Raw genomic sequence first — 11,855 nt, 5'->3', positions numbered from 1 at the left:
GGTCTGTCTGGGCGCACACCACCGGAAGGGAACCGATGAGCAACCGCACCATGGCAGACCGCGCCGCCGAGGCGCTGACCACCGCGCTCGCCCCGATCGTCGAGGGTGGGAGCCCGTGCGGGCTCACCTGGGGCATCGACGTCGACGGCGAGCGCCGGGTCGGCGCGCTCGGTCACCTTGACGCCGGGCACAGCCGGGCGACGGCGGCCGACACCATCTACCGGATCAGCTCCGTGACCAAGCCGGTCACCGCCGTCGCCGCGCTCGCCCTGGTGGAGGACGGCACTCTCGCGCTCGACGCACCGGTCGACGACCTCCTTCCCGAGCTCGCGGACCGCCGCGTGCTGGTCCGCCCCGACGGCCCGCTCGAGGAGACCGAGCCCGTGAGCCGGCCGATCACGGTCGAGGACGTGCTCTCGTTCCGACTCGGGCACGGGATGGACTTCCGCGCGTGGGGTTCACCGACGCCGCTGGACGAGGCGATGACCGAGGCTGGACTCTCCGCGGGCCCGCCGGCGCCGCAACGGCACCTGCCGGCCGACGAGTGGCTCGCCCTGCTCGGTACGTTCCCGCTACGGCACCAGCCGGGGGAACGGTGGCTGTACAACACCGGCGCGGAGGTGCTCGGGGTCCTGATCGCCCGGGCCACCGGGACCTCCCTCGGCAGTGTGCTGGCCGAGCGGGTGCTCGGGCCGCTCCGCATGCGGGACACCGGCTTCAGTGTCCCGACGGAGCAGTCCGAGCGGTTCGGTGCCTGCTTCTGGCCGCCGGATCCGGAGACCGGGATCGCCGGTATCTACGACGCCGCGGACGGGCAGTGGGCCTCGGCGCCGGTCTTCGAGGGCGGCGACGCCGGGCTCGTCTCCACGGTCGACGACCTGCTGGCGTTCGGCGTGATGCTCCGCGACGGCGGTGCGACCGGCGGGACTCGGGTGCTGCTGCCGGGCAGTGTTGCCGCGTTGACGACGAACCGGCTGACGACGGCGCAGCTCGCCGCCAACAGCCCGAGCCCGGACGGGAGCACCGGCTGGGGCCTGGGCGTGGGTGTCGCGCTGTCGCCGACGCCGTCGGTCGTGGGCAGTTACGGCTGGGACGGCGGCCTCGGGTCCGCCTGGCGCAACGACACCGCGCGCGGCCTGAGCGCGGTGCTGCTCACGAACGAGGCGTGGGCGGCCCCGGTCCCGACGGCGGTGATCGAAGCATTCTGGAAGGCGCTCGCCGAGTCGGTGCCGGTGAGTTGAGCCGCTCGCGCGGTCGAGAGTGCTGTGGTGGCTGCCGCTACAGCACTCTCGCCGCGAGAGCCTGCCGCGTTACGGGCGGCCCACCCCGTGGTAGGTCCAGCCAGCGGCCCGCCAGGCGGCCGGATCGAGGACGTTGCGCCCGTCGATGATCTGCGGAGAGGCGACCACCTCCCGCAGCTCGGCCGGGTCGAGGTCTCGGAACTGGCGCCACTCGGTGAGCAGGAGCACCAGGTCCGCGTCCCTGGCCGCCTCGAACGCGTCCGCGGCCACCTCCATGTCCGGCCGGGACTTCGCGAGCTTCGGTCCGGCCGCCGGGTCGGTGATGATCACCCGGGCGCCCTGTCCGGCGATGGCATTCGCGATGTCCAGGGCGGGGGAGTTGCGCATGTCGTCGGAGTCGGGCTTGAACGCGGCACCGAGCACGGCGACCCGCTTCCCGCTGAACGTGCCGCCGAGGAGGCGGTGCGCGAGTTCGACGGCGGCCGTGCGGCGCCGGGTGTTGATGGTGTCCACCTCGCGCAGGAACGTCAGGGCCTGGTCCACGCCGAGCTCGCCCGCGCGGGCCATGAACGCCCGGATGTCCTTGGGCAGGCACCCGCCGCCGAAGCCGACCCCGGCGCGCAGGAACTTCGGGCCGATACGGTCGTCGTGCCCGATCGCCTCGGCCAGCACGGTGACGTCCGCGCCGGTGGCCTCGCACAGCTCGGCCATCGCGTTGATGAACGAGATCTTCGTGGCCAGGAACGAGTTGGCGGCCACCTTCACCAGCTCCGCGGTGGCGTAGTCCGCGGTCAGCCGCGGGATGCCCGCCGCCAGCATCGATGCGTACACGGCGTCGAGCACCGCGCTGGATGCCTCGGCGGCGTCCGGGTCGCCGGGGAGCCCGTAGATGATGCGGTCCGGGGTGAGCGTGTCCTGCACGGCGAAGCCCTCGCGCAGGAACTCCGGGTTCCAGACCAGGTGTGCGGGGGAGCCGCCGACCTGGGCGGCGAGGCGGGCCGCGGTACCGACCGGGACCGTGGACTTGCCGACCACCAGGGTGGGGCCGTCCGGGTGCTCGAGCAGGTGCGGGATCAGGTCCGCGACCGCCGCGTCCACGTAGGTCATGTCCGCGGCGTAGCCCTCCTCGGACTGCGGCGTGCCGACCGCGATGAAGTGCACCTGCGCGCCGCGGGCGTCGGCGTAGTCCGTCGAGAAGCGCAGCCGCCCGCCGTTGACCTGACGCTCGAGGAGCTCGTCGAACCCCGGCTCGTGGAACGGCGCCTTGCCGCTGTTGAGGAGGTCGACCTTGCCGGCGTCGACGTCGATCCCCACCACGTCATGTCCGAGCTCTGCCATACAGGTTGCGTGCACGGCCCCGAGGTAGCCGCAACCGATCACCGAAATATGCATGATCGCCATCCTAGGTCGGGTCAACCGCGCTGAGCACCGTATCGGTCGGCAAGGTGGAGCCGTCGGGCCCGGCGGCACAGTACACGCGACCGGGCGAGCTCGGAACGGCGGCGCTCAGTTCGGGGCCGGGCCCACCGGTCGTACTGCCGCGATCCGGTGCACGGCCACGGTGATCTCGGAGTCCCGGCTCAGGTCCCGCACTCGCACCCGGCCGCCGTCCACACTCACCGGGCGTACCCGTCGCCGCTCGGTGCGACCGCTCGGGCCGGCCATCACCAGGTCCACGTCGGTGCCGTGCGCCGCGGCGGCGCGGAGCAGGTCGACCGACCGGCCGGGGTCGGTCAGGTCGGGCTGGGCGGCGCGCTCGGTGAGCAGCCGCCGGGCCCGCTCCTCCCCGGCGTGCATGAGCGCCACCACCTCGGCGAGCGGCGCCGCCGTCGGGCTCGGCGTTGCCGCGCCCGAGACCGGCCGGGCCGCGCGTACGGCACGGGAGGAGAGCACCAGCAGCTCGCCGTCGGCGCCCTCGAGGAGCGGGGCGATGCCCGCCGCGCGCAGGGCGTCCGCGACGTCGTGCGCGCTCGCCTGCGCGGCCAGCACCGTCGGGGCGATCAGCCGCAGCCCCAGGTGTGCCAGCCGGGCGTCGGCGAGCACCGCCGTCAGGGCGCGGGCGTCGTCGGAGCGCAGGAACGCTCGCGCGGAGCCGACGCGCACCTGCCCGTGGGTGCGGGCCGTGTCCGCGATCAGGTACTCCAAGGGCTGCGGCAACGGGGTGCGGGAGACCTCCCGCAGCCGGTCGAGCAGCGCCTGCGCCGTGAGCCCGGAATCGAGGGCCCGCCGGATCGAGGTCGCCGTGAACCGCACGGTCAGCGCGGCGCCGCGGCTCTCGACGTCGGTGCTCGTCGCGAGCAGGGCCGCCAACGCGGCACTCGGCCGGCCGGGCACGATGCCGCTCAGGTCTCCCTGCACGAAGATCTCGTCGACCGACGGCGGCAGGTCCCGCGCGAACGCGGTGGCCAACTCCTTCTCGCCGGCGCCGTCGAGGAGCAGCCGGCTGGGCTCGCCGAGGGCGCCCGCGCCGGTCAGGCCGAGCGTGGCGGCCTCGTCGAGGATCGCCTGCACGGCACTCAGCGGCGGCGCCGCCCTTGCCGTGTGCCAGGCGACGTGGGCGTGCACGGCCGCGGCGTCCGGGACGGCGTGCTCCGGCCAGGCGCGCACCGACTCCAGTACCCGCCGCCGCAGCGGGGACGCCCAGGCCCGCTCCAGGTCCGGTTCCAGGGCTGCGCGGAGCACACCCTTGTCCGTGCGTGAACCCGCCAGCCACGGGGTCCGCGGCGAGTCCAGCCAGGCCCGCACGGTCCGTGCCCACCTGGTCGGCATGGGCTCCTCGCGCCAGTCCTCGGCCTCGGCGACCGGGGCCCAGACGCTGCCGTCCACGTCGTGGAAGTGCCCGAGCAGCCCGAGCATCCCGGCGAGCTCCACCACGAACGCGGCCCGGGCGCTCGACGCCTCGAGCGCGCTCGCGACCTGGCGCAGGTCCCGCACGCCCAGGCCGCCCGAGCGCAGCACGGCCGGCGGGTCCTTCGTCCAGGCATCCAGGACCAGCCCGACGGCGTGCATCGCCTCCTCGGCGACGCGCACCGTCTCCGCGGCGACCGTCGCCGGTGGGCGGCTGGTCGCCGCGGGCAGGGGAGGCTCGGTGCGTAGCTCGCGGACCAGTCGGCCGCCCCGGGCGGCCAGCGCCACCTCCCGCGGCAGGACCAGCTGGGTCGGCGCGATGCGGTACAGCACGTGCGCGTCGAGCAGCCACCGGGCTGCCGGCGGGATGTCGTTCGTCACGGTGCCCAGCGGCGGCCCCCAGGTCAGCGCCTCAAGCATCCGCACCGGGCCGGGAGGCGCCTTCGCGAGCACGGCGGTGAGCGCCCGGTTGGTGGTCGGCCAGCCGTCGGCGAGATTGACCGGCAGGTCGCTCAGGCTCGGGCCGAGCCCCAGCGGGTGTGGGCCGATCGCCTCCGCGAGGGCGGGTACGGGCCGGGCGCCGTCGAGGTCGCCGGTGGCCAGCGCGATGTCGAGCAGACGCTGCAGGTAGCCGGTCACATCCGTGCCGAGCAGGGCAGCGAGCCGGGCTGCGGGGACGCCTGCTCCTTCGTCGGCGACCACGAGGGCCTCGGCGACCGTCAGCGTCGGAGCATCGAGGTGAGCCAGGGCGCGGCTGACCGAGGCCCGGGAGCCCGCCCGGGTGATCATCGCGGTCACCGAACTCGGCGCCGGGCTGGACAGGTCCGGGCGGTCCGTCAGGAGGTTCAGCAGGCGGGCGTCGTCCCATCCGCGCAGGGCCGCCGCGAGGGCGTCGCCGTCGGCGGGCTGACCGGCGGCTTTCGGGCGGGTGGTCATCCGCACAATTCTACGGGCCAACCCTGGGCGGCCGGCTCCCGCCGGCACGTGAGTGCCTACCGTCGGGGATCGGGCTGGGTCAGCGGGGCCGCAGCGCCGGTGCCGGACCTGCCTTCCCGGTCACGGGCCGGGCCTGCGGGCGCCGGTCCGTCGAGGTGTCTGCAGGCCCAGCCTCGGCGCGATCGCGCTCGAGCTGTGGGCTGCCGGGGACCGGGACCGTGCGGTGGCGGATCCTGGCGCTGGTGCTCATGACGGACGACCTCGGTGTCGGGTGCGGGAACGGGTCCCAGACTTCCCGACGGCGGACCGGCGTCGCGCGATACGGGCGGGTGAAGGGTGGGTGAGGTTCCGCCCTCACCCCGCAGCCGGCCGCGTGCGGGCGGGTGATGGCGTTCGCCTCGCGGGCGGACGTGTGCCGCTCTCACCTAGGATCCACAATCATGCGATGGCTCCAGGAGAACCGGCTGGCCGCGCTCGCCCTCGCCGCACTCGTGGTCCTGAACGTCATTCTGATCGCGTTGCTGTTCCGGCCGCAGACGCCGCCGGCCGCGGACCCCTACATCCCGCCGACCCAGCCCGAACCGACCACCACCGCGCCGGCGCCGGATCCCTCGACGACCGCTGCTGCGCCCGAGGACGAGCCCACCACCGCCGCGCCGGTCGAGCCGGTCCCGGCGCTCCGCCTCCTCACGATCGCCTCCGCGCAGATCGGGTGGCGGGCCATGGTGGGCGATTGCGAGACCCCGGGCCTGGTGGAGTTCAGCGGCGACGGTGGCCAGACCTGGGCGAGCGCCGACCCGGGCCTTGGTCCGGTCGTCCGGCTCAAGGCTCTGGACGAGACGACCGCGTTCGCGATCGGCGGCGCCGGGGACTGCGCACCGTCCTTCACGATCACGAGCTCCGCCGGCGCGGAGTGGGAGAGCCAGGACAACGAACTCCCCGGCGCCTGGTACCTCGAGCCCGCGGACCGCAACGCCGTCCACGGCCCCGGCGGCACCGCCGCGCCGTGCGCCACGCAGGTCGTGGATGTGGCCGGCCTGACCAACACCCAAGCAGCGGTGCTGTGCACGGACGGCGCCGTGCACCTGACCGGTGACGCGGGCGCGACCTGGGCCTCGGCCGGCAGCATCGCCGGGGGAGTGGCCGTGGCACCTCAGCTCAGCATCGACGCCGGCAACCCCGGCTACCTGCTCGCGTCGCTGGAGGACGGGTGCGACGGCGTCGCGGTCCGGTTCGTCACCGAGGACGGCGCGGGGCTCAACGACGCGGCCGGGTGCGCTCCGGTGCCGGACGCCCAGCCGGGAGCCGTCGCGCTCGCCCTCAACGAGGGAGTCGCCTGGCTGTGGGCCGGCGAACAGGTGCTCGTCTCGAGCGACGCCGGTGCCACCTGGTGACCGCCGTCAGTCGCCGCGGGCGATCCTGACGATCGTCCGAACCGCGGGTTCGAACTGCTCGAACGAGCGTCGGTACACCTCGGGCGACTCCCGGTAGGGGTCGACCACGTCATCGTCCTTCGGGTCATGCGGCTGGCCCTGGCCCCGCATCACCGCGGCCATCGGAGTCACGGCCGCCAGGCGCTGTCCCTGGCTCAATCCGGTGGGAACTTCGCTCAGGTTGATGAACCCGAGCGCTCGGGCATACTCCCGCAGCGTGAAGGTGCGGCGCACCGCTCCGGGCCACAGATCCACGGCTGCGCCCCGATGCTCCCGCGTCATGGTCAGCACGAGATCCGCCTGCCGAACGGTCGTCTCGGTCACCTGCCGCGCTGCGAAATGGTCGGGGTTGGCCCCGGCGGCCTTGATGAGTGGCCCCATCGGCGCGGATATCGGCTCACCCACCATGGCGTGGGTGCCCGCGCTGCGCACGTAGACACTGGCGTCGAGCCCGGCGGTCAGGAGCCGTTCGACGGCGGGGGACCGGCAGATGTTGCCTGTGCACATCACGAGGACGGCGAAAGGAAAGTGCTCGGGACTCGTCATATCGGTGTGCCTCGGTTGAGTGCCGCGGTCGACGTCTGGGTTAGTGCTGGTTCGTGCCACGTCTACCGTCGGTGCTGGCACGCCGAGGGGGGATCGTCGGTGGTGGTGACTGGGCTCCGGACACGCCCGTGGTGTGTGAGCCGCTGGCGACGGATTGGGGTTCCCGGACGTCGACGGGGGGCCTAGTCCGGGGTGAGGACTCCAGTTCGGTCGTCGGCCGCGGGTTGCCTCGCCTCCGATGGCCCTTCACTCGCGTTCCACGTGTCGCATGTGACGCATAGGTGGACCTGTAGTCGTATTCGACGTAGTTTCCAGCGTGCATTTTCCGTACCTTGTTCAGGACCAGACCCAGGAGTCGGGTGTCGACTGCTTCCAGTGACTCGAGCGAATCCTCGAGTTGACTCAGGTGCAATTCGTCGCTTCCGATCACGACGAGCGCTCCGCCGGCCTTGCCCGCAAGAACTGCGCTGTCTGTTACGGGGAGCAGGGGTGGCGCATCGAGCAGAATCACGTCGTACTCCTGAGCGGCTGACTCCATGAGTGTCTCCATCGCACGTGAACCGAGCAGTTCGCTTGGGTTCGGTGGCACGCGTCCGGAGGGCAGGACATGCAGATTCCCCGCGCCCCATGGCTGAACCACGTCGGCGAGCTGAGCCCGACCGATGAGAACTGTTGTCAGCCCGACCCGGCCTTCGAGTTGCATGTACTTCGCCACCTGCGGCCGCCGAAGGTCTGCGTCGACCAACAGGACACGGGTGCCGGCCTCCGCCAACGCGATGGCGAGGTTGATGGACGTGGTCGACTTGCCCTCGCCCGGCAGGGACGACGTGATGACGATGGAATGCGAGCGATCTGCGATGTCCAGGAACTGGAGGTTCGTGCGCAGTCGACGGTACGCTTCGGCTCGAGCCGAGTGCGGGTCGGCCTGCACGATCAGCGGATGGGCCGATGCGTCGCTGTCGAAGCCGATCGTGGCGACGATCGAGGCATCTGTGACCCGTGACACATCCTCTTCCGTTCGGACCTTGGTGTTCATCACTTCCCGAAGGATCGCGAGCCCGATTCCGAGAGCGGCACCCAGGAGAGTTCCCAGCAACAGGTTCCGCGGGACGTTGGGCGAACTTGGGGCGACCGGCACGGTAGCTGAGGAGATCGTGGTTGCACGGACCGATTCGACGCCATCCGGTCCGCTCGGCGATAGTGCGGCGACTGCATCGGAGAGTTCTGATCCGATGGCGTTGGCGATGTCGGCGGCTCGACTGGGGTTCTCATCGACCACGGAGATCTCGATGATGACCGTTCCGGCCGGAACGCTTGCCGTGACCTGCTGTGCTAGCGCGCCGACAGTGGTGTTCAGCCCGAGTTCGTCGATCACTGGTGCTAGGACGATTGGAGCGACGGCCACCTCGGCATATGACTGGACTTGCTTCTCAGCATACGTGGAGCCCTGCACCAGGTCGCTCACGGATCCACCCCCTTGGACCGCGAAGAAGATGGTCGTCCGAGCGGTGTAGTTCGTCGGAGATAGGACGGTGACGATCGACGTGACTGCGAGGACGGCGAGCGTCACGATCGCGACACCGATCCAACGCTTTCGGATCAGTGTCAGGTAGTCCCGCAGATCCACGAATTCTCCAAGCCCACTGGGTTGCATCCAGCCAACCGGCCATGACATCACCCCGGCCGGATGACACGTCCGTCCATACTACGGTGTGTCGGTCGGGCGCACCGTGCGGGCTGATCCCGTGACGGCTCGAGGTCGTCGCGAACGATGGCCACGATGATGGACCGGTGCTGCTCCGCCGTTCATACACATTCATTCAGGACATCGCGGTATCGGACCGCGAGATTCGAAATTGAATGCTCCCGAATCGCATGGTCGCGGGCCTTGGAGCCCAACTCCTCGCGTACTTCGGTGGGCATGGAGATGATCGATCGCATCGCCTCGGCGATCGATTCGGCGTCGCCAGGTCGTGCTATGACGCACGCACCGGACTGGGTACCCGGATTCTCGACGTCGGGGCCGGCGTAAATCAGTGGGCGACCAGCCGCGAGGTAATCGATGAGTTTGTTCGGACTGAGCCCGTACTTGAAGACCGGCGCATCGAGAAGGTGGAAGATGCAAGCGCTGGCAGCGTTCATGCATGCGATGGCGGCCGGCTTGGGCACTTGGCCGGTGAAATGGACATTCGTGGAACCCAACTTCGCCACGAGTTCCTCAAGGTCGCGACGTTCCGGTCCATCCCCGAGCACAACGAGGTCGGCGCCGTGGGACTCGAGCCGAGCCGCTGCCACGAGCGCCGCCTCCACGCCGTTCGCTCGACCGAGCGACCCCGCGTAGACGAAGACCGTTCTACCTCTCGCGACCAGATCCTCGATCAGTCGTGAGGCTCGATGCGGTCGGTCGTTGGAACTCTCGTCCGATAGGACGGCACCGTTCGGGATGTGCACGTACCGGCGCGGTTGGAGGTCCCGCGAGTCAAGGTACGACCGCATCAGAGGTGGCACCCCGACCGTGACTGCGGCCGTGCGCACGAGCCATGCCTCGATCGCGAAGAGCGAGCGGGCGGCGACGCCGTCGCGTTGCATGGATCCGAGGTCGATCAGAGTCTCCGGCCAAAGGTCGCGGACCTCATAGACGAATGGAACCTCCAAGCGTCTCGCGACGATCGCGGCGGCGCAGGCCGCCAACGGATGAGGCGAGGATCCAATCACGATGTCAACGTCGCTCAGGGATCGGCGACGCAGCGCCGAGCGTGCACCGAACCAGACCATGTCCACAACCCGGCGCGCGCCATTTCCACGGTATCCCGGTGTCCAGAGCGGGTGGATGCGAACGCCATCGTGCACCGAGACTGTGCGACGGTGCCGCTGACGAGTCTCCTGCGCGAAGTGGTTGAACGAACCTGAGACGATTTCGACAGAGTCGCCCGCCGCCGCCCATTCGCGCGCCAGGTCCAGGTGACGGGAGCCGCCACCTGCGCCGGGCGGGACCACGTACTGGTTGACGAGGGCGATCTTCATCGGACGCCCTTGGTGCACGCCATCACGATCCGATCGAACTGGATCGACTCCCGTTCGTGGGTCCGAGCCCACTGTTGGTTCGCTTCCCGTGCAGCGGGCGACATCGGCTTGATTGAGCGAAAGGCCAGCGTCAGGGCTTCCAGGACAGGTTCTCCGAGGATGTCGACATCGGCGCCATCGACCCGAAGCTCTCTATACACCGCAATGTCACTCAGAAGTACGCGCGCACCAATGGCTATCGCTTCGAGTACGGCAGTTGAGCGCTGGTCGGCGGCGGGGATCGATACCACACAGTCAACTCCGGCGAGGAGTGTGTGAAATTCCGACCGCGGCTGCATGGGGAGGATCGTGACTCCATCGGTGTCGGATGATTCGTAGTCGGTGACATCCGTGCGTCTGGTGTCGATCACGAGTAGGTGGAGATCGAGCCTCGTGCTGCGCGCTCGCCGGAATGCCTCGAGGACAACGGGATGGCGATAGACGCTTCCGACCCCGCGTGGGGCTAGCACGACGGTCGCGTCGTGGTCGACGGTCGCTTCTGCCTCAACAGTGTGCCGCGCCGCCGCGTGGTCATGTCGCCGCAGCGCGGCTTCGGAAACGCCCCACGAGATGACCATGACCTCAGGAGCCGACGCCGGCCAGAGAGTCCGCAGCGTCTCCGCCATATCGTGTGATGTCACTAGGGCGATGTCGGCCCGCCGGAGAATGAAGCCGCCGATCCAGGAGCGCCACCGCGACCGTCGAGCGGCCTGAACCTCGCTACCCCAAGGCACGACAACGCTCCGTTGAGACCGCGGTAGGAGCGCACCCAGGAGACCGTGGGCACCCATGGACTGAAATACGGTTACTGCGGGTCTCGGGCTGAATCGGCCGCTGAGTGCGCGCCATGGAAGCAACCACCACGACACGGCGCGGCCGCCGGAGGTCAACGAAACGAGCTCGGGCTCCCATCCCCGCGACCTGAATGCACGCATCCAGGTATATGTGTGTGGTGATCGGCGCGGCGCGACGAGTCGAACTGTCCGCTTGTCACGTCCCATGCCGTACCTCGACTGGCACGACCAACCGCTCAACAGCGAGCACAGCCAACGCCTTCCATCTGCGAGGTCGTGACGTGCGGTACCGCCTGAAGCGGGCTTCGTACTCGGCGAAGTCCTCGGCGTAGAGGGCGGCGAGAACCCGTAGTAATGAAACGTGCAGACTGTGGTAATCAGGTGAACTTGGGGCGCCCGATAGGAGGTCGTAGCGTGACCAGTACCCCAGATCCCATGCGGGCAGCAGCGCAGACAGCCGACGCGCCGCTGGGGCGCCAGCCTCTCCTCCGAAGGCCCGCTCGAAGTCCCAGAGTCCGATCAGTGCGAAACAGGCGCCGTTCAGGATGTAGGGAACTGGCTCGACCGGGCACTCCTCGAAGAAGGGTGCTCCCGCAGCGTCGTAGATCGAGCAACCACCTCCGGTTGTCGGCAGCATCAGGTGATCGTGCGCGCGACGGACACTGGCTTCGATCGTGGCTGCGAGCGTGGTATCCGCGAGCACCGCGATCGACCGCGTCAATGCAGAGATCGCGAGTCCCTGGGCCATACCGGAGGACCATCCTGGGCGCGCACCGTACCTCGGCACTGCCACCGGGTAGCGCCACGAACCATCTGATTGCTGGGCCTCGATGAGGCTACGAACTGAAGCCTCGATGATCTTGCCGTCCGAACGCTGTGGAGTGGCCTGAAGCCGCGCAAGCAGGGCGAAGCTGGTCGCAACAGGATGAAGCCAGGGCGTGCCATCGTCCTGACCCACCATCACTGCACCGCGGGCGTCAGTTGGTGCCGCTAGG

Annotated in this window: 9 protein-coding genes; 2 read left to right on the top strand and 7 right to left on the bottom strand. The window is 70.1% G+C overall.

Going from position 1 to position 11,855, the window contains the following annotated elements:
* Positions 1 to 35 precede the first annotated feature (35 nt).
* Complete coding sequence (locus tag HALOF300_RS11465) at positions 36 to 1,241, top strand: serine hydrolase domain-containing protein (RefSeq protein WP_156741077.1); 1,206 nt, start codon at positions 36 to 38, stop codon at positions 1,239 to 1,241.
* A gap of 69 nt (positions 1,242 to 1,310) precedes the next feature.
* Here the strand turns inward: HALOF300_RS11465 and HALOF300_RS11460 are convergent, their stop codons facing one another.
* Both HALOF300_RS11460 and HALOF300_RS11455 read right to left on the bottom strand, forming a co-directional pair.
* Positions 1,311 to 2,633, bottom strand: coding sequence for a UDP-glucose dehydrogenase family protein (locus HALOF300_RS11460; protein WP_156741076.1), 1,323 nt, complete (start codon positions 2,631 to 2,633; stop codon positions 1,311 to 1,313).
* A gap of 114 nt (positions 2,634 to 2,747) precedes the next feature.
* The gene (locus tag HALOF300_RS11455; RefSeq protein WP_156741075.1) at positions 2,748 to 5,024 is read right to left on the bottom strand and encodes a helicase-associated domain-containing protein; all 2,277 of its coding nucleotides are present in this window, start codon (positions 5,022 to 5,024) and stop codon (positions 2,748 to 2,750) included.
* 440 nt (positions 5,025 to 5,464) lie between these two features.
* On the opposite strand from HALOF300_RS11455, the gene HALOF300_RS11450 reads away from it, so the two are divergent.
* Positions 5,465 to 6,418, top strand: a complete 954-nt coding sequence (locus tag HALOF300_RS11450) for a beta propeller repeat protein (protein ID WP_156741074.1) — start codon at positions 5,465 to 5,467, stop codon at positions 6,416 to 6,418.
* 6 nt (positions 6,419 to 6,424) lie between these two features.
* Here HALOF300_RS11450 and HALOF300_RS11445 read toward each other — a convergent pair whose 3' ends face one another.
* The 5 genes from HALOF300_RS11445 to HALOF300_RS11425 all read right to left on the bottom strand — a co-directional run bounded on the left by HALOF300_RS11445 (position 6,425) and on the right by HALOF300_RS11425 (position 11,821).
* Entirely contained in the window at positions 6,425 to 7,003 is a 579-nt protein-coding gene (locus HALOF300_RS11445) for an arsenate-mycothiol transferase ArsC (RefSeq protein WP_156741073.1), read from the bottom strand.
* 40 nt (positions 7,004 to 7,043) lie between these two features.
* On the bottom strand, positions 7,044 to 8,630 hold the full coding sequence (locus HALOF300_RS11440) for a polysaccharide biosynthesis tyrosine autokinase (RefSeq protein ID WP_197522489.1): 1,587 nt from the start codon (positions 8,628 to 8,630) through the stop codon (positions 7,044 to 7,046).
* 179 nt (positions 8,631 to 8,809) lie between these two features.
* Positions 8,810 to 10,027, bottom strand: coding sequence for a glycosyltransferase family 4 protein (locus tag HALOF300_RS11435; protein WP_156741071.1), 1,218 nt, complete (start codon positions 10,025 to 10,027; stop codon positions 8,810 to 8,812).
* The gene (locus HALOF300_RS11430; RefSeq protein ID WP_156741070.1) at positions 10,024 to 10,800 is read right to left on the bottom strand and encodes a glycosyltransferase family protein; all 777 of its coding nucleotides are present in this window, start codon (positions 10,798 to 10,800) and stop codon (positions 10,024 to 10,026) included. Before HALOF300_RS11430 ends, HALOF300_RS11435 begins: the two co-directional genes overlap by 4 nt.
* Before the next feature lie 256 nt (positions 10,801 to 11,056).
* Positions 11,057 to 11,821 carry a D-glucuronyl C5-epimerase family protein gene (locus HALOF300_RS11425; protein WP_156741069.1) on the bottom strand — a complete coding sequence of 255 codons (765 nt, stop codon included), beginning with the start codon at positions 11,819 to 11,821 and terminating at the stop codon, positions 11,057 to 11,059.
* Between the last annotated feature and the right edge of the window lie 34 nt (positions 11,822 to 11,855).

The organism is Occultella aeris, from assembly GCF_902703175.1.
GTDB classification, from domain to species: domain Bacteria; phylum Actinomycetota; class Actinomycetes; order Actinomycetales; family Beutenbergiaceae; genus Occultella; species Occultella aeris.
The sequence above is the reverse complement of the archived record's forward strand: the minus strand, read 5'-3'. Positions and strand labels throughout refer to the sequence as shown.

What these genes read in the sequence shown, in the direction of transcription:
- HALOF300_RS11465 (WP_156741077.1), top strand. Translation starts at nt 36, where the DNA reads ATGAGCAACCGCACCATGGCAGACCGCGCCGCCGAGGCGCTGACCACC.
- HALOF300_RS11460 (WP_156741076.1), bottom strand. Translation starts at nt 2,633, where the DNA reads ATGCATATTTCGGTGATCGGTTGCGGCTACCTCGGGGCCGTGCACGCA.
- HALOF300_RS11455 (WP_156741075.1), bottom strand. Translation starts at nt 5,024, where the DNA reads ATGACCACCCGCCCGAAAGCCGCCGGTCAGCCCGCCGACGGCGACGCC.
- HALOF300_RS11450 (WP_156741074.1), top strand. Translation starts at nt 5,465, where the DNA reads ATGCGATGGCTCCAGGAGAACCGGCTGGCCGCGCTCGCCCTCGCCGCA.
- HALOF300_RS11445 (WP_156741073.1), bottom strand. Translation starts at nt 7,003, where the DNA reads ATGACGAGTCCCGAGCACTTTCCTTTCGCCGTCCTCGTGATGTGCACA.
- HALOF300_RS11435 (WP_156741071.1), bottom strand. Translation starts at nt 10,027, where the DNA reads ATGAAGATCGCCCTCGTCAACCAGTACGTGGTCCCGCCCGGCGCAGGT.
- HALOF300_RS11425 (WP_156741069.1), bottom strand. Translation starts at nt 11,821, where the DNA reads ATGGTGGGTCAGGACGATGGCACGCCCTGGCTTCATCCTGTTGCGACC.